The sequence below is a fragment of the Mucilaginibacter sp. genome, assembly GCF_041663085.1.
GTDB lineage: Bacteria > Bacteroidota > Bacteroidia > Sphingobacteriales > Sphingobacteriaceae > Mucilaginibacter.
Map to the genome: position 1 here is coordinate 1 of NZ_JBAZRC010000100.1, position 17,887 is coordinate 17,887.

At 44.1% G+C, this 17,887-nt stretch carries 19 protein-coding genes; 8 read left to right on the forward strand and 11 right to left on the reverse strand.

Annotated features, from left to right (window positions below):
- Positions 1 to 310, reverse strand: a 310-nt coding sequence (tsaE, locus tag WC615_RS16415) for a tRNA (adenosine(37)-N6)-threonylcarbamoyltransferase complex ATPase subunit type 1 TsaE (RefSeq protein WP_372979161.1), incomplete at its 3' end; no start/stop codon positions are given.
- Positions 311 to 440: 130 nt separating this feature from the next.
- Complete coding sequence (locus WC615_RS16420; RefSeq protein WP_372979162.1) at positions 441 to 1,994, reverse strand: PglZ domain-containing protein; 1,554 nt, start codon at positions 1,992 to 1,994, stop codon at positions 441 to 443.
- A gap of 139 nt (positions 1,995 to 2,133) precedes the next feature.
- On the opposite strand from WC615_RS16420, the gene WC615_RS16425 reads away from it, so the two are divergent.
- The 6 genes from WC615_RS16425 (at position 2,134) to efp (ending at position 8,644) form a co-directional block, all read left to right on the forward strand.
- Positions 2,134 to 3,369 (forward strand): HD domain-containing protein, encoded by a 1,236-nt coding sequence (locus tag WC615_RS16425; RefSeq protein WP_372979163.1) that lies wholly within the window; start codon positions 2,134 to 2,136, stop codon positions 3,367 to 3,369.
- A 76-nt stretch (positions 3,370 to 3,445) separates the two neighbouring features.
- Positions 3,446 to 4,489, forward strand: coding sequence for a UDP-3-O-(3-hydroxymyristoyl)glucosamine N-acyltransferase (gene lpxD / locus WC615_RS16430; protein WP_372979164.1), 1,044 nt, complete (start codon positions 3,446 to 3,448; stop codon positions 4,487 to 4,489).
- A gap of 91 nt (positions 4,490 to 4,580) precedes the next feature.
- Positions 4,581 to 5,978, forward strand: a complete 1,398-nt coding sequence (locus WC615_RS16435) for a bifunctional UDP-3-O-[3-hydroxymyristoyl] N-acetylglucosamine deacetylase/3-hydroxyacyl-ACP dehydratase (protein WP_372979165.1) — start codon at positions 4,581 to 4,583, stop codon at positions 5,976 to 5,978.
- Positions 5,979 to 5,981: 3 nt separating this feature from the next.
- The gene (gene lpxA / locus WC615_RS16440; RefSeq protein ID WP_067053393.1) at positions 5,982 to 6,767 is read left to right on the forward strand and encodes an acyl-ACP--UDP-N-acetylglucosamine O-acyltransferase; all 786 of its coding nucleotides are present in this window, start codon (positions 5,982 to 5,984) and stop codon (positions 6,765 to 6,767) included.
- Between the two features lie 75 nt (positions 6,768 to 6,842).
- A complete protein-coding gene (locus WC615_RS16445; protein WP_372979177.1) occupies positions 6,843 to 7,460 on the forward strand; it encodes an ATP-binding cassette domain-containing protein in 618 nt (205 codons plus the stop codon).
- Between the two features lie 620 nt (positions 7,461 to 8,080).
- A complete protein-coding gene (gene efp / locus WC615_RS16450) occupies positions 8,081 to 8,644 on the forward strand; it encodes an elongation factor P (protein ID WP_372979166.1) in 564 nt (187 codons plus the stop codon).
- Between the two features lie 184 nt (positions 8,645 to 8,828).
- On the opposite strand, the gene WC615_RS16455 is transcribed toward efp, so the two are convergent.
- The 3 genes from WC615_RS16455 to WC615_RS16465 form a co-directional block, all read right to left on the reverse strand.
- Complete coding sequence (locus WC615_RS16455; protein ID WP_372979167.1) at positions 8,829 to 9,596, reverse strand: exodeoxyribonuclease III; 768 nt, start codon at positions 9,594 to 9,596, stop codon at positions 8,829 to 8,831.
- Positions 9,597 to 9,669: 73 nt separating this feature from the next.
- Positions 9,670 to 10,380 (reverse strand): peptidylprolyl isomerase, encoded by a 711-nt coding sequence (locus tag WC615_RS16460; RefSeq protein WP_372979168.1) that lies wholly within the window; start codon positions 10,378 to 10,380, stop codon positions 9,670 to 9,672.
- A 14-nt stretch (positions 10,381 to 10,394) separates the two neighbouring features.
- Complete coding sequence (locus WC615_RS16465; protein WP_372979169.1) at positions 10,395 to 10,748, reverse strand: hypothetical protein; 354 nt, start codon at positions 10,746 to 10,748, stop codon at positions 10,395 to 10,397.
- A gap of 114 nt (positions 10,749 to 10,862) precedes the next feature.
- On the opposite strand from WC615_RS16465, the gene WC615_RS16470 reads away from it, so the two are divergent.
- Positions 10,863 to 11,192, forward strand: coding sequence for a hypothetical protein (locus tag WC615_RS16470; RefSeq protein ID WP_372979170.1), 330 nt, complete (start codon positions 10,863 to 10,865; stop codon positions 11,190 to 11,192).
- A gap of 63 nt (positions 11,193 to 11,255) precedes the next feature.
- Positions 11,256 to 13,556, forward strand: coding sequence for a TonB-dependent receptor domain-containing protein (locus WC615_RS16475; protein ID WP_372979171.1), 2,301 nt, complete (start codon positions 11,256 to 11,258; stop codon positions 13,554 to 13,556).
- 167 nt (positions 13,557 to 13,723) lie between these two features.
- Here WC615_RS16475 and WC615_RS16480 read toward each other — a convergent pair whose 3' ends face one another.
- The 6 genes from WC615_RS16480 to WC615_RS16505 form a co-directional block, all read right to left on the reverse strand.
- Entirely contained in the window at positions 13,724 to 14,329 is a 606-nt protein-coding gene (locus WC615_RS16480; protein WP_372979172.1) for an HAD family hydrolase, read from the reverse strand.
- Positions 14,329 to 14,715: a hypothetical protein gene (locus tag WC615_RS16485; protein WP_372979173.1), complete on the reverse strand. Its 387-nt coding sequence runs from the start codon at positions 14,713 to 14,715 to the stop codon at positions 14,329 to 14,331. The genes WC615_RS16480 and WC615_RS16485 overlap by 1 nt, the downstream gene beginning before the upstream one ends.
- A 78-nt stretch (positions 14,716 to 14,793) precedes the next feature.
- The gene (locus WC615_RS16490; RefSeq protein WP_372979174.1) at positions 14,794 to 15,267 is read right to left on the reverse strand and encodes an N-acetyltransferase family protein; all 474 of its coding nucleotides are present in this window, start codon (positions 15,265 to 15,267) and stop codon (positions 14,794 to 14,796) included.
- Entirely contained in the window at positions 15,260 to 16,570 is a 1,311-nt protein-coding gene (thrC, locus tag WC615_RS16495) for a threonine synthase (protein WP_372979175.1), read from the reverse strand. Before thrC ends, WC615_RS16490 begins: the two co-directional genes overlap by 8 nt.
- Before the next feature lie 127 nt (positions 16,571 to 16,697).
- On the reverse strand, positions 16,698 to 17,693 hold the full coding sequence (locus WC615_RS16500) for a homoserine kinase (RefSeq protein ID WP_372979176.1): 996 nt from the start codon (positions 17,691 to 17,693) through the stop codon (positions 16,698 to 16,700).
- A gap of 48 nt (positions 17,694 to 17,741) precedes the next feature.
- On the reverse strand, positions 17,742 to 17,887 hold a 146-nt coding region (locus WC615_RS16505), incomplete at its 5' end, for a hypothetical protein (protein WP_372979178.1).

Consider the following 17,887-nt stretch of genomic DNA (forward strand, 5'->3'; position numbering starts at 1 on the left):
TAAAACAATAATTGCCCGAGTAAAAGTATTCTTCGTAGCCCATATCCAGCGCTTCACTCTGGTCTTTTAACCGGTAAAAATCAAAATGATAAACCGGTCCATTGTTGCTTTCATATTCGTTTACGATAGAGAACGTAGGGCTGGTAACCGAATCGCTAATGCCCAATGCTTCGCAAAGCGATTTGATGAGCGTTGTTTTACCTGCGCCCATATCGCCGTAAAAAAGGAATATGCGGGTATCGCCGGCAAAGTTTAAGATCTCTGCCGCTGTTTTAGGCAGATCGGTGGTGGATGTGGTGTGTAGGTCCAATCTTTATTATTTAAAGCGTCATTGCGAGCATAGCGCGGCAATCATCGACATACATGTAACCTACATTTCTATCGGGAGATTGCTTCGTTCCTCGCAATGACGGGTTGAATTAATGCTTCAAAAATAAATATTATTTAGGCCCGTAGGTAACTATCGGGATGATCATTTCTTCTAAAGAGATACCACCGTGCTGGAAGGTCTCGTTATAAAAATTAACAAAATGATTATAATTGTTAGGGTACACAAAGTAGCTGTCGCCTTTGGCAAAAACAAAGCTGCTGCTTACGTGCAGTTTTGGTAGCATGGCATCGTGTGGGTTACGTATGTGAAATACCTCTTTAGCATTATAGTTCAGGTTTTTACCTTGCTTATAGCGCAGATTGGTATTGGTGTTACGGTCGCCAATGATTTTGCTTGGGTTTTTAACGCGGATGGTACCATGGTCTGTAGTGATCACAACCCTAACCTGTTTCGAGGCCAGGAATTTTAACAGATCAAACAATGGCGAATGTTCAAACCACGATAGCGTTAACGAGCGGTAGGCAGCATCATCGCTGGCCAGTTCGCGGATCATCTGCATATCGGTACGGGCGTGGCTCAGCATATCAACAAAGTTGTAAACTACCACGTTCAGTTCGTTATTCATCAGGTTATTAACCGATTCATTCAGCGCGCGGCCTTCGTCAATATTCAATATCTTATGGTAAGAATGTTTCACATCCCTGCGTAAAACACGCTTTAACTGATCGGCTACAAAATCGGCTTCATAAAGGTTTTTACCGCCTTCGTCTTCATCGTTTTGCCACATTTGCGGGTAACGTGTTTCCATTTCCAGAGGCATCAAGCCCGAGAAGATGGAATTACGTGCGTATTGCGTAGCCGTTGGCAGGATGCTGTAATAAGTATCCTCTTCCTCCAGCCTGAAATATTCTGATATAATAGGGTTGATGATCTTAAACTGATCATACCTTAAATTATCAATCAATATAAAGAAAACCGGCCCCTTGCCATCCAGCTTAGGAAACACCTTCTTTTTAAATAACTGTGGCGATGATGTAGGCCCGTTCTCGGGGTTTTTTATCCAGCTCAGGTAATTACGCTCAACAAATTTACAAAACTGCACGTTAGCCTCGGCTTTTTGCAAGGTAAGTATCTCGTGCATGCCGCTATCCTGCAGGGCTTCAAGCTCAAGTTCCCAATAGATAAGTTTTTTGTAAACATCAACCCATTCCTGGTAGCTAAGGTTATCGTTAAGGCTCATGCCCAGGTTACGAAAATCCTGCTGATAGGCCATGGTTGTTTTTTCGGTCACCAGGCGTTTGTTCTCGGTAAGCTTTTTTATAGTAAGCAGTATTTGCTTGGGGTGTACAGGCTTTATCAGGTAGTCATCAATTTTAGACCCAATGGCATCCTCCATCAAATACTCTTCCTCATTTTTGGTGATGAGTACAATGGGTACATCGTTATTAATGTTCTTTATTTGTTGTAAGGTTTCCAGTCCGGTAAGGCCGGGCATGTTCTCATCCAGGAACACCAGGTCGAAGTATCCTTTTTTAAATTCGTCAACAGCATCGTTACCATTGGTAACAGTTGTTACCTTATAGCCTTTTTCGCTTAAAAAAAGTATATGTGGTTTTAGCAGATCAATTTCGTCATCGGCCCATAATATTGTGGTATCCTGCATAATATATTTAATTTTACCACCCTATAACCCTTCGGTGGTGTATTTTGTTGTAAAAATATGCAAAGGATTAACATTAATTAACAAATAGACGGTGCTTGTTTTGTCATAATTCAACACTTTTGCATTCTTAACACTTGCTTTGAACAAAAAGAAAATAATAAACGACCCGGTTTACGGCTTTATCAGCATCCCAACCGAGCTGGTTTACGACCTGATAGACCACCCCTATTTTCAGCGCCTGCGTTATATTAAGCAACTGGGTATGACACATTTGGTATATCCTGGCGCGCTGCATACCCGTTTCCATCATGCCCTGGGCGCAATGCACCTCATGAGTTTGGCTATTGAAACGCTTTGCAATAAAGGCATTGAAATTACCCCCGAAGAAAAAGAAGGGCTAACCATAGCCATTTTATTGCATGATATTGGCCACGGCCCATTCTCGCATGCGTTAGAGCATACGATTGTTGAAGAGATAGATCACGAGGATATCTCTATACTATTGATGAATAAGCTGAACGAAGAGTTTGGCGGAAGGCTTTCATTAGCTATCAGCATATTTAAAGGCGAATACCATAAGCATTTTCTGCATCAGCTGGTATCCAGCCAGCTGGATATGGATAGGATGGATTACCTGAACCGGGATAGTTACTTTACAGGCGTATCTGAGGGTGTGATCAGTTCTGACCGGATCATCAAAATGCTGAATGTAAAAGATGACAGCATTACGGTTGAAGAAAAAGGCATCTATTCAATTGAAAAATTTCTGATAGCGCGCAGGCTGATGTATTGGCAGGTTTACCTGCATAAAACCGTTATAGCGGCCGAGCAACTGCTTTGTAAAATATTTACCCGCAGCCGCGAACTGGCATTGACTGGTACGCATTTCCCGCTAACAGCCGCTTTGAGTTATTTTTTAGAGAACGTTGTTACTAAAGATGCGTTCATGAAAAGTGATGCGCATTTAAAAACCTTTGCCCTGCTTGATGACACCGATGTAATGGCAGCGGTAAAAATATGGGCAGATAGCGATGACTTTGTATTAGCGACCCTTTGTAACAGGTTAATTAACCGCAGGCTTTACCATGTTGACATTACTGCCGAACAACCCGACGATGCATTTATTAAGCAACTGATAGCCAAAGCAGTAAAAAAATACAACATCAGCGAACATGAAGCCTCATACTTTGTATTTACGGATACTATTCGTAATAATGCCTATAATAAGGGCGATGGGAACATCCATATTATGATGAAGGACGGCAGTATTAAGGATATTACCCTGGCAAGCGACAATTCTAACCTGGAAGCATTATCAAAAACTGTGAAAAAATATATACTTTGCTATAGTAAAGAATTGGTTGATAACGTTTGAATAAATGAATAAGAGCCTAAAACCGACCAGCAAATTAATAGCTTGTTCATTTAATATTAACATTTAAATTTGTACGATGCAATTTACCGCAAAGGATATAGCCTTTATGCTAAACGGAACAGTTGAAGGCGATCCGCTTGCTGTGGTTAACCATTTGGCTAAAATAGAAGAGGGCGCTACCGGCTCCCTATCGTTTTTAGCTAACCCTAAATACGAGCAATATATATATACTACAAATGCATCTATTGTAATTGTAAATAACAGCCTGGAACTAACCGCGCCTGTAAAGGCTACCCTTATAAGGGTAGAGAATGCTTATACATCCTTTTCGCTTTTGCTTGAGCAATACAATACTATAAAACTCAACAAATCAGGCGTAGAAGAGCCAAACTTTATACACTCATCGGCCAAAATAGGGGCCGAACCTTATATCGGCGCATTTACCTACATCAGTCAGGATGCCGTTATTGGCGATAACTGCAGGATCTATCCCGGATGTTATATTGCCGATAATGTAAAGCTGGGTAATAATGTAACTTTGTTCCCCGGAGTAAAAATTTATTTTGATTGCGTAATCGGCAACAATGTTGTTATTCACTCGGGTGCTATAATAGGCAGTGATGGTTTTGGCTTTGCGCCTAACGCCGATGGCAGTTACAAAAAAGTGGCGCAAATTGGTAACGTTATTATTGAAGATGATGTTGAAGTAGGCGCCAATACAACCATTGACAGGGCAACTATGGGTTCAACAGTTATCCACAAAGGCGTGAAGTTGGATAACCTGATACAGATAGCCCATAATGTAGAGATTGGGCAAGATACGGTGATAGCCGCGCAATCGGGCATATCGGGCAGTACAAAAGTGGCCGAGAATGTGATAATTGGCGGCCAGGTTGGTATAGTAGGCCATATTACTATTGCAAAAGGTACTCAGGTGCAGGCGCAATCGGGTATTAGCCGTAATATTACGGAAGAAGGTAAAAAATGGGGCGGCACGCCAGCATCACTATATAATAACAACATGCGGTCGAACATTGTAGTAAGCCGCCTGCCCGATCTGGAAAAAAGAGTTAACGAACTGGAAAAGACAATTACAGAATTAAAGAAAAAAGGCGATTAGTTACCTGTTCATTAGTTATTAGTACTGCATAAGGCTAACAAACTATTCACCAATGAACAACTGAACTAACTGAACCAATGAACATTACAATATGAATGTAAAACAAAGAACTATTAAAGTACCTGTTTCGGTATCAGGCACCGGTTTGCACACCGGCGAAAGCGTTACCATGACCTTTAACCCGGCACCTGAGAAGCACGGATACAAATTTCGCAGGATAGATTTGCCCGGTCAGCCTATTATTGATGCCGATGTTGATAACGTTACCGATACCTCAAGGGGTACAACCCTTACCCAAAACGGCGCCAGCGTAAGCACTGTTGAACATGTGCTTGCCGCTTTAGTTGGTTTGGAGATAGATAATGTGCTGATTGACATGGATGGGCCCGAAACGCCTATTATGGATGGTAGTTCGATACAATTTATTGATGCTATTGAGGCGGCGGGTTTTCAGGAACAGGATGCCGACAGGGAATATTATCATATCCCATATAACATACACTACTCTGAGGCCGACCGTAAGGTTGATATGGTAGCCATGCCATTAGATGATGAGTACCGCTTTACCTGCATGGTTGATTATAACTCGCAGGTGCTGGGCAGTCAGCATGCTACTATATCAAGCCTGGCCGAGTTTAAAAAAGAGATCGCCTCAAGCCGTACTTTTTGCTTTTTACATGAACTGGAAATGCTGGTTAAGCACGACCTGATAAAAGGAGGCGACTTAAACAATGCCATTGTAGTGGTTGATAAAGAGGTTGATGAAGAAGAGCTTGCCCACCTGGCCAAAATATTTAACCGCAAGGATATTAATGTAGCACCGCAGGGGATTTTAAATAACATTGAGCTTCGCCACCAGAACGAGCCGGCACGCCATAAACTGCTGGATATGATAGGCGACCTCGCATTGGTAGGCGTTCCGCTTAAAGGGCACATTATGGCAGCAAGGCCGGGCCACGCTGCAAACGTTGCATTCGCTAAAAAAATAAAAACTTTGATAAAAAAAGAACGCAGCCGCAAACACGTAAAGGTTTACGACCCTAACATGACACCGGTGTACGATACTGTTCAGATCATGAACATATTGCCACACCGCCCGCCAATGTTGCTGATTGATAAGATTTTAGAGCTTACAAAAACTCATGTGGTAGGTTTAAAAGCGGTAACCATGAATGAGCCATTTTTTGTTGGCCATTTCCCGGGTGCGCCTGTTATGCCGGGTGTTTTACAGATAGAAGCCATGGCACAAACGGGCGGTATACTGGTGTTAAACACTGTACCCGACCCTGAAAACTGGCTAACACTTTTTCTGAAAATTGAAAATGCGAGGTTTAAAGACAAGGTTTTGCCAGGCGATACGTTAATATTCCGTTGTGACCTGGTTGCGCCTATTCGCCGTGGCATTGCGCAAATGAAAGGTATTGGCATGGTTGGCGAAAAAGTTGTGGTAGAGGCCGAGCTAATGGCACAAATAGTTAGATATAAATAAGATATGATACAGCCCCTAGCATATATACACCCACAGGCCAAAATAGCCGATAACGTTGTTATCGAGCCGTTTGTAACTATCCACAAAGATGTTGAGATAGGTGAAGGTACCTGGGTAGGCTCAAATTCTGTTATTATGGATGGTGCCCGTATCGGTAAAAACTGCCGCATCTTCCCTGGGGCTGTAGTATCGGCACCACCGCAGGATCTGAAATACAAAGGCGAGGCAAGTACCGTTACCATTGGCGATAACACCGTTATCCGCGAATGCGTAACCCTTAACCGCGGTACAGCTCTTGATAAAAACACCACAACTATTGGTAGCAATTGCCTGCTGATGGCTTATGTGCACGTAGCGCACGATTGTGTTATTGGCGATAATGTTATTATAGCAAACGGCGTGCAGCTTGCAGGCCACATCAACGTTTACGATTACGCGTTTATTGGCGGTACGTCTGCCGTGCACCAGTTTGTTGAAATTGGCGCACACAGCATGATATCAGGCGGATCATTGGTACGCAAGGATGTACCGCCGTTTACCAAGGCGGGGCGCGAGCCATTATCATACATCGGTATCAACTCTGTAGGCTTGCGTCGCAGGGGGTTTAGTGCCGAAACCATAAACGAGATTCAGGAGATCTACCGGATCATCTTCCTTAAAAAATATAACATGACCAAGGCTTTAGATATCATCGAAGCTGAGTTTAACCCAACTGTTGAGCGCGACGAGATCATCAACTTTGTACAGAACTCGCAGCGCGGTATCATGAAGGGATTTGGAAGCAGTTAAGAAGCTTATCGTTAATGGTTCATAGATCATAGTGGGAATGCCATGAGCTATGAACCATTACCCATCAACGCCCACATGAACATCACCCTTCTAAACATTGGCCGCCGTTTTAACCGTGAATGGATCTTCAGGCGGATAGATTATACTTTTGAAAGTATAGGTAACTATGCTATTTTAGGCTCGAATGGGTCAGGCAAATCCACGTTGCTGCAGGTTTTAAACGGCAGTTTGGTGCCATCCGAAGGGGCTATCCAATATTTTGATGGCAATAAAGAAGTTGAGGCTGGCGATGTATTCAACTATTTAAGCCTGGCAGCCCCATATTTGGAAGTTATTGAAGAGTTCTCCCTGAACGAGATGATCGACTTCCATTTTAAATTTAAGCAGTTTAAAAACGGGATGGATAAAAACGCGGTAGCCGATATCTTAAACCTGGAAGGCAGCCGCAATAAACTCATCAAATACTTCTCATCGGGCATGAAACAGAGGCTAAAACTGGCGCTTGCTTTTTGTGCAGATACCCCTATGCTGATGCTGGATGAGCCCACCTCAAACCTGGATACCCAGGGTATTGACTGGTACCTTGGCCTGGTAGAAAAATTCAGCGAGAACCGCCTAACCATTGTATGCTCAAACCAGGAGCATGAGTACAGCTTTTGTAATAACAGGTTAAACATAGCCGATTACAAATAATATAGATCTGAGATTTTAAATATAAGGCAACCCCCGCCTGCCTCATTCTACAGCTTGTTCTGTTCCATTTTTGAAACGGGACAAATGGAACAAGCGGAACACATTGCAAATAAGGCAGTTAGCACAAGCAATGCTATAGTTACATCTCAACAAAAACTTCGCAATTATTATTTCATTGGCTCATATACAGCAACTTATGGAAATACGGTTTTGTTCCGTTTTTTGAGAAATAGGACAAAAAAATCATAGTATTAAAAAGGTGAAAAAAACGTCTTTTTTCGTCCTTTTTCGCCTTTATTTCGTCCTTTTTAGGATGCCGGCAAGTAAAGAGTGGCATTAAACGTATTCTAATTAAACCACTGATTGTTAATTACTTGAAAAAACACCCCTTGTTCCATTCTGTCCCATTTTTTTGAAAAATGGAACGGGCTTTTTTTGCTTTTTCGCTGCAACAGGCATTCACATCATGGCCGTTGGGAAGAGCAGGTATGGTCATATTGTACGCGAGATTTGGGCCTATATAATAAAGGTAATGTTATCACCCTTATGGCATTATCTCACATCTCTTATCTAAAATCTCAAATCTATTCTATAATTTTGGTGGCTCAATTATAAAGTTTATGGCAAAAGCATCTGATGTAAAAAATGGAAATGTGCTTCGCTTTAACGGCGAACTGGTACAGGTAGAGGAATTTTTACACCGCACACCGGGCAACCTGCGTGCGTTTTACCAGGCCCGCATGCGTAACGTAAAAACCGGCAAATTGGTTGAATATCGTTTCCGTACGGATGAGGAGGTGGATATAGCGCGCGTAGAAACCAACAATTATCAATACCTGTATGAGGATGGCGATTCATTAGTGATAATGGATAACGCAACATACGATCAGCATAATGTACCCAAAAGGCTATTTGGCCCCGCGGTTAAATTCTTAAAAGAAGGCATGAACGTTATTGTAGCTTTTGAAAGCGATGAGCCTATCATGGCCAATATCCCCGGTTCGGCCGAATTAGAGATAACCTACACCGAGCCTGCAGTAAAAGGCGATACTTCTACCGGTGCAATGAAAAACGCTACCGTTGAAACCGGCGCCGAAATAAAAGTGCCATTGTTCATCAACATTGGTGATAAGGTAAAAGTTGATACCGCCACAGGTTCGTATGTGGAAAGGGTGAAGAGTTAATCATATCCAAGTAGAACAAGAAAGGCCGCGAAATTCGCGGCCTTTCTTGTTCTAAAAAACCCGTCATTGCGAGGAACGAAGCAATCTCCCGATAGGCAATGGCACATGCCTGGCGGTTATGCATAGCCTTGAGATTGCTTCGTACCTCGCAATGACGCGCGGGTTTTGCGCATGGGGTAGGACGCTAAAACTCCAGCTCCAGCAATACCGGGCAATGGTCAGAATGCTTTGCTTCCGCTAATATCGCGCAGCGTTTAATATTACCTTCCAGCTCTTTACTGGCCATGGCATAATCAATACGCCAGCCCAGGTTTTTAGCACGCGAGTTTGCACGGAAACTCCACCAGGTATAATTATGGGGCTCTTTATTACAATGCCTGAACGTATCTACAAAACCCGACTCGATAAAGTTCTCCATCCATTCGCGCTCCTCGGGTAAAAACCCGGATGAATTGGCGTTTGATTTTGGGTTATGGATATCGATAGGGCGATGGCAAATATTGTAATCGCCACAGATAACCAGGTTGGGGATGCTTGACTTTAACAGCGTAAGATATTTACCAAACTCATCCAGGAAACGGTATTTAAAGATCTGCCTGTCATCCCCGCTTGATCCCGATGGGAAATAGGCGCTCATTACTGATACTTCGTCAAAGTCCACACGGATACAGCGACCTTCGCGGTCAAAATCGGGGATACCGCACCCGTACTCAACATGGTTTGGCAGGCGTTTGGTAAAGATAGCCGTACCGCTATAGCCTTTCTTTTCGGCCGGGAACCAAAAATGCTGGTAGCCCATATCATCAACCAGGCCCAGTTCTTTGATCACATCGGGCGTAGCCTTAATTTCCTGCAGGCAAATTACGTCGGCGTCGGTAGCTTGTAACCAGGCCAGCCAGTCTTTACTTATTGCCGAGCGTATGCCATTAACGTTGTAGGTAATTATCTTCATGCCCCCTAACCCCCTGAAGGGGGAATTTTTGTTTTAAATGTTATATAATTTTAGCTCCTCAAAAGCTCCCCCTTCAGGGGGTTGGGGGGCTAAGTAACTTGTCTAATTCTTTACACTCCTTTTTGCTGAGCAGTTCAACAGTCATGGGGATATTCACATCCGGGCGGTCGTTGCCATCTTTTTTTACGGCTGCAATACGGTCAACCATATCAATACCGGTAACCACTTCGCCATATACGGTGTAATTTTGGTCAAGGTGTGGTACACCGCCAACAGTGGTATAAATATCGCGCTGGTACTGGGGGATTTTACGGCCTTTTAACCGGGTATTCTCCAAGGTATCTAATTTGCCGGGAGTAAAGCGTTTCCCCTCTACAATGTAAAACTGGCAGGCGCTTGATGCTTTTGCCGGGTTATCATCGCGCGCGGCAGCAAGCACACCACGTTTGTGGAACAGGCTATCCCTAAACTCGGCAGGTACGGTGTATTTAAGGTCGCCGTTGCCCAGCTCGGCACCCGGTTTGTTTTTGGCAGTATCGCGCGAATCGGGGTCGCCTCCCTGGATCATAAAATTCTGTATCACCCTATGAAACAACGTACCATTATAAAAGCCCTCTTTGGTAAGCTTTATAAAGTTATCGCGGTGTTTGGGCGTTTCGTTATACAGGCGGATAATAACACTGCCATAGCTGGTTTTTACGCGCACGTATTGATTTTTGGGTGGTTTAGCAAAAGCTGCGCTAATGGTAAGCAGCAACAGGCAAAGGGTAAAAATTCTTTTCATATATGATTGTTAGGTTAAAACTCCCATTCCATCTCTGCTTCAAAATAATCAATGATTAAGGATTTTAGCAGCATTTCTTGTTCCAGTATGGTATAATTAGGCACTGTTTTTACCAGTTTCCAATGCGGCCAGCCGTCCTGATCAAGGCCTTCCAATTCATAAAAGCCCATTTTGCTGAACAGTTTGCAATTAGCAATATGCATCAGTTCTTCCTTTTGCCTTTTACTAAACTTGCGGGGGCCCTGGCCAAGTTCCTGTACGCCTATTAAGAATAACACGACTTTGATATCAGGTTTCTCGTTATCAAAGTCAGTTGCTATACGGTTTTGCAGGGCAGCCCATTTCAAATTAATTTCGGCAGGTTTCATAAAGCAAATATAGGGATGCAGGCGGGTTAAATACTTTTTTGATGATATACATTTAACAACATTGTTACGTTTTAAAAATATCTTTAGCGTTTTATTAACTACTTTTGCCCTGTTGTGAAAAAAAGCACTTACCGTATCATTTGCGCCTGGGCGCTGCTCCTCTGTTTTATAACAGGGCAGTATATGGTATTTGCCCACCAGCACAACATCACCAAAAGCATCCACGCATCAAACTGCAACGACTGCCACAATACAGCAAAACAAACGTTTAAAGAAAAGTGCGCCCTTTGCGATAGCATGCACCACACCAATATGGAGCTGCTTAGCAATGTTTATTACACGCCATTCTTAAGCGCAAACCATGCTTTTGTAACCTTTCAGTACGATTTTAAAAGCATCGCCCTTATACACTCTTCAGGGCGTGCTCCTCCTGTAATTTCATAGTAATTACCGTTTAACCAAACGCCGCTTGATGTGGCATTTTCTTGAATTTTTAATTTATTTATTATGAAACTGAAGCTTATTAGTTGCTTTTTATTTTTGTTCGTTCAATTTTCCGCATTTGCAGACGCTATAGATTTTAAGGGTAAAGTTATTGACGCTAAAACCAACGAGGCCCTTATTGGTGCCACCGTTAGCATCCCAGATCTCCGTATCTCCATCATCACCAACGCCAATGGTGAATTTACCTTCCGGTCGATCCCTTCAAAGGGCCGTTTTGTGGTACAAGTGCAATATGTAGGCTATAAAAGCCTAACCCAAACCGTAGATTTTTCGTCAACCGCGCCAATAGTATTTGCTTTGCAGGCAAGCGTTATAGAAACGCATGAGGTTGTGATAACCGGCACGCCGGTAACATCGGGCAGCCGCAGCAACAGTACATCGGCAACAGTTGTAACTAAAGAACAGCTACAAGGGTCATCAACAAATTTAATTGATGCATTAGCCAGGCAGGTGCCGGGCGTAAGCCAGATAACCACCAGCCAGGCTATATCAAAACCCGTTATACGTGGCTTGAGCTATAACCGAGTAGTAACCCTTAACGATGGTGTGAAACAGCAAGGCCAGCAATGGGGCGATGAGCACGGTATTGAAATGGACCAGTATGCTGCCGGCCGTGTTGAAGTTTTGCGTGGTGCAGCATCCCTGCAATATGGATCTGACGCGCTTGGTGGTGTTATCAATGTAATAGATCCACCCACTCCATCAGAAGGGAATATTGCGGGCGAGGTTTTAACTAACTACTCTACCAATAACGGCTTAAGCAATACATCGGTAATGTTAAGCGGTAACGAAAACGGGTTTGTTTGGCGTGGCCGCGGTACTTACCAAAACGCCTACTCATTTAACACCCCTGCAGGCAGGTACATTAACAGTGGGTTTAACCAAACCAATGCAAGCGGTATGTTTGGCTTTAACAAAGCGTGGGGATACTCGCACTTAAACTTCTCTTACTTTAAGGATAATATAGGTTTTTACGATGCCGACCCGGGCGACCCGCTGTACAATACGTCAACCAGCCGCACCCTTGATTACCCAAGACAGGACATCCGCCACTATAAAGTGGCTTTAAACAATAATTTTCTGTTTGGCTCAAGCTCGTTAAAATTAGACCTGGGTTACCAGAAAAACCAGCGACGCGAGTTAGAAAGCACACCTGTGCCTAACTTATTTTTTGACATGAACACCTACTCGCTGGATGCTAAATATTACCTGCCCGAAAGCAATGGCTGGCACCCTGTAATTGGTTTAAGCAGCAGCCTGAGCCATAGCGTTAACCTTGGTGAAGAACTATTGATCCCGGCTTACGATGAATACAGCACCGGCGCATTTGTATATGCTAAAAAAGTATGGGGTCAAAACACTTTTAGCGCAGGCGCCAGGTTCGATTATATCAAAAACAAAGGCAAGGCGCAGAATAATGACGAAGGCGACCCGATATTTACCGGGTTCGATAATAAATTCTCTAACGTGAGTGGCGCTTTGGGTTACACCCACATCTTTAACGATGACCTGAGCTTTAAAGCGAATGCAGGTACCGCGTTCCGTGCACCAAACCCTGCCGAGCTGGGTAGCAACGGTGTGCATGAGGGTACAAGCCGCTATGAGATTGGTGATGCTAATCTAAGTCCCGAAAGAAGCTACCAGGCCGATGCCACGCTGGAGTATGGATCGGGCTTTGTAACGGGTAGTTTTGGCATCTATGAAAATTACATCCATAATTTCATCTATGCATCAAATACCAATAAGGAGCAAACAACCGTAATTGACGAGGGAACCGGCTTGCCAAGGGAGTACGATACTTACCGTTATGGCCAGGTAAATGCCAACCTTTACGGTTTTGAAGGTAACCTTACCCTGCACCCGGTATCATTTGTACATTTTGAAAATACCTTTAGCTATACGCAGGCACAAAACAAAACCTTCGACAGGCCATTACCGTTGATACCTGCCGGTGTTTTGCATAATACCCTGCGTTTTGAGCCTAAGGTAAAAGGTATAACCGATTTTTACTTTTATGCAGGTATAGATAACTATTTTGCACAAAACCGCATTGATGCCACGTTTGAAACCGGAACAAACGGCTATACCTTGCTTAATGCAGGTGTGGGTGCAACATTTAACATTGGTAAGCAGCCGCTGAAACTTTATGTATCGGGCACCAACCTTACCAATAAAGCATATTACGACGCCCTAAGCCGTTTAAGGCCGGGCCGCTACAGCCAGGAAGACCCAACCTACGGGGTTTACAACATGGGCCGTAACATAACCTTTGGGGTTTATATACCCTTTGGAACCAATAAATAATACAGTTAGTTTAGTTAGTAAGAAAGCCCCGGAGTAGTTACCGGGGCTTTCGCTTTTTATGGAGGTTTTTTTAACCACAAAGTGGGCAGAGGTTTTTCACAGAGGACACTGAGTTATATTAAAAAAATCTCTGTGTTCTTTGTGGTTCTTCTTTGTGCCCTCTGTGGTTAAATAATAAACCTGCTCACTAATTCTTTTTTTAGCTGTTCAGCAGATGAAAAATGAATGGATTTGATACCCATTTTTTGTGCCGCTAAAACATTGCGCAGGTTATCATCAATAAATAAAGCTTCTTCGGCTTTAGTATTATACCTGTCTAATAATAATTGATAAAAGGCAGGATTAGGCTTACGCATTTTTTCGGTGCCCGATACTACGATGCCATCAAACCAATTCAGGAAATCATAACGTTGTAAAGCAATCGGGAAAGTCTCTGCCGACCAATTGGTAAGGGCGTAGATCTTGTACTTACCATTATCTTTTAATTGTTTAAATAGCTCAACCGTGCCTTCAATGGCATCGCCAAGCATTTCTTCCCAACGGCCGTAAAAAGCGCGGATGTTGGCCTCGTGGTGCGGGTATTGCTGTACAAGCAGCTCTGTACCTTCCTGTAACGGGCGGCCGGCATCCTGTTCTTCGTTCCAGTCGGGGGTAGTAATATTGGCCAAAAAATCTTTCATTTCCTGCTCGTCGGCAAACAGGTTACGGTACAGGTAATGCGGGTTCCAGTCAACCAGTACCGCGCCAAGGTCAAATATAATGGTGTTGATCACTACTTCTTTTTTTCGTCTTTATAATCGCGTTCAGTAACCTTAACCGAGGTAATTACCTTGTCTTTACCCATGGTAAAAACCAGGTTTTTGGTGTACAGGGTATCAATGCCGCTCATTTTACGCGTTATCTCGTAATGGAAGCTCAGGCTATCGTAGCTGAAACGATCGGGATAATGGAGCAGGCCCACCACGTTACTAAATTTAAGGCCAACCAGCTTATGGGTTGCAAGCAGGTCATCAACCATCATGTATCGTCTCGGGAAAGTAATCCCATCCCCATCATTCCACCCATCACGATCAAAAGGCTGTTTTTGGGTACAGCTAAAAAGGGAGGCCGACACCAGGGTGAAAACGATAATAAACCGGAATGATCTGAGGCGATTCATATTGCTAAATATTGTATGACAAATATCCTTTAAATCCTTCAAAGTCTGTAATTAATTTGTACGGCAACTGGTGTGTAGTTAAGTGTTTGCCTGCCAGGTAATATTTACCGCCGATAACACTTCTGTTTCCAAACGCAGGTGGTTATTGATCGTGAAATTGTTTTTTCTGTAAAAATTTAAAGGGGATGGATATAGTGTGCCATTTGCTTTCACGTCATTATCATGATCTATAACCCAGCCATAAAGGCTATTCTCCTTGGCTTTTAATGCATTTAGCAATGCCGTTCCGTAACCCTTACCCTGTGCCCCGTCGGATAACATGATAAAAAAGCACCTGATGCCTTCCCTGTAAAATACGGCAGCCCAGCCTATAAATCCGGCACCTTCATCTTTTAACAGAAAATACCCAGGATTTACTAACGAATTTAAAAAAGCATTAAACTCTGCCATGCCGGGCATGCACAATTGCTTTGGGTATTCTGCATTCCAAATTCCCAGCGCAACCTGTTTTTGTTGTTCTGTTAAACTTGTCAGGTATTCAATTTCAGGCATTTTTTAGTAAAAACTCTTTAAACTCTTCAAAGCTTGTACCTAAACTTGTAGCATGGTGCGCTTTTTTCTCCAGCTCTTTTACCTGCTCAGGGATGTTGATCTTATCTGAGATTTCTTTCGTAAACACATCCGGGAACTTGCATGGGTGTGCAGTTGATAAAAACACACCTGCAGTATCTTTGGCCGGGTGTTCCTGCTGATAAGCTTTTAGCGCTTTCCATGCAATAGCGGTATGCGGACAGGCAACGTAATCGTATGTTTTAGAGATTGCTTCGATTGATTGCAGTGTTTCTTCATCGTTGTAAGTGTAACCAACAATTAACTTTTTAAGCGCTTCGGGTTTTTCTTTAAACAGGTCGGCAATGCGTACCCAGTTGCTTGGGTTGCCCACGTCCATCGCGTTTGAGAGCGTGGCCACCGATGGTTTTGGCTGATATACGCCGGTTTTAAGAAACGCAGGTACGGTATCGTTAGCGTTTGTTGCGGCGATGAACTGCTCAACAGGCAGGCCCATCTTCCAGGCTAATAGCCCGGCACCTATGTTGCCAAAATTACCGCTTGGTACGGCAAATACTACTTTGCTGATTCCTTCGCGAAGCAATTGCGCGTAAGCGTTAAAGTAATAGAATGTTTGCGGGATAAGGCGGGCTATGTTAATAGAGTTAGCAGATGTAAGGCGGAATTTCCCGTTCAGTTCCTGATCAGTAAAGGCTTGTTTAACCAGGGCCTGGCAATCATCAAAAGTGCCGTCAATTTCCAGCGCGCGGATGTTCTGGCCGTTGGTGGTTAACTGCAGTTCCTGGATCTGGCTTACCTTGCCTTTTGGATAAAGGATGGTTACCCTTGTATTCGGCACGCCTAAAAAGCCCAGGGCAACAGCGCCCCCGGTATCACCTGATGTGGCTACCAATACGTCCAGCTGTTTTTCGCCTTCTTCCAAAAAGTAGCTCATCACGCGGCTCATAAAGCGCGCGCCAAAATCTTTAAACGCCAGTGACGGGCCGTGGAAAAGCTCCAGCACGTAAACGCTCTCTTCCAGCTTTACTACAGGCGCATAAAAGTTGATGGCATCATGGATAATGGCTTTCAGATCATCCGCAGGGATATCATCAGCCAGCAGGTTTTTCGCTACATGGTAGGCTATCTCGGGCAGGGTATATTCATCCAGGTGGCTTAAAAATTTATCATCCAGGCGAGGTATTTCTACCGGCATGTATAAGCCTTTGTCCTGCGGCATGCTGTTAAAAACCGCTTCTTTGAAGCCAACCCTTAGGTCTGTATTGTTAGTGCTGTAGAATTTCATTTTAATATTTTCTTTTCCGTTATTCTCCCCCCGCGTCATTGCGAGGAACGAAGCAATCTCTAAACTGTGCATGTCCGCCACGCCTATCGGGAGATTGCTTCGTTCCTCGCAATGACGGTTTGGTCGGTTATCCCAAAACCCTTGGCCCGGCATCATTTATGGTTGATACATAGCCGTTAGATCCTATTTTAATATTGGTTAAATGCTTTTGCAGTTTAGCTGTGATGCGTTTTGCCGTTTCCTCATCCCGCGTAAAGGCGAATACCGACGGGCCAGAACCCGAGATGCCGAAACTTACCGCCCCCAATTCCATAGCCATTTCGCGCATCAGGTAAAAATCGGGGATCAGCATACTGCGTACGGGCTCAACCAGCACATCTTTCATGCTACGGCCAATCAGGTCAATGTCCTGCATAAACAAACCGCTCACCAGTCCGGCAATATTACCCCACTGCGTTACTGCATCCTTCATTTGTATGTTTTTACGGATGATCTGCCTCGCCTCGCGTGTAGGTACATCCACATCCGGGAACACAATAGCGCACCATAAGCCTGCCGGATGCGGCAAGCGCACTACATCCAAAGGCTCATAACTGCGGATCAGTACAAAACCACCCAATAAGGCCGGCGCAACGTTATCCGCATGGCCATGCCCGCAAGCCATTTCCTCGCCCTTCATGGCGAAAGGCAACAGGGTGGATGGGTCGGTATCGTCACCCAATAAAGTTTTAATGGCAAACAAGCCGGCAACAGTACTGGCCGAGCTTGAGCCCAGGCCGCTGCCTATCGGCATTTTTTTGTGGAGTTCAATATCAAGGCCAATATCCAGCCTATCGATACTGCGCAAATAGTGCTCAACACTTACGCTTACCGTGTTTTTAGCAGGGTTAAGCGGCAAGCGCCCATCATCCCCGGTAATTTTGCTGATGGTGATGCCGGGTTTATCGGTGATGCGCATAATTACCTCATCGCCGGGTTCGTTCACCGCGAAACCCAGCACATCAAACCCGCAAACCACATTGGCCACGGTGGCTGGGGCAAAAACATGGATAGAGCCCCCCCCGCCCCCTGAAGGGGGAGCTTTTGAAGGGCTTGGTTGTAATATTTCTTTTATATTTTCCATTATATTTAAAAATTCGGTTCCCCCCTTCAGGGGGTTAGGGGGCATCTCTTAATTCGCGCCTACATTTATTAGGTCGGCAAATACGCCGGCGGCGGTTACTTCGGCACCTGCGCCGGGGCCCTTTACCACCAGCGGGCGTTCTTTGTACCTGTCGGTGGTGAAAGATATGATGTTATCGCTTCCGCTAAGCATGT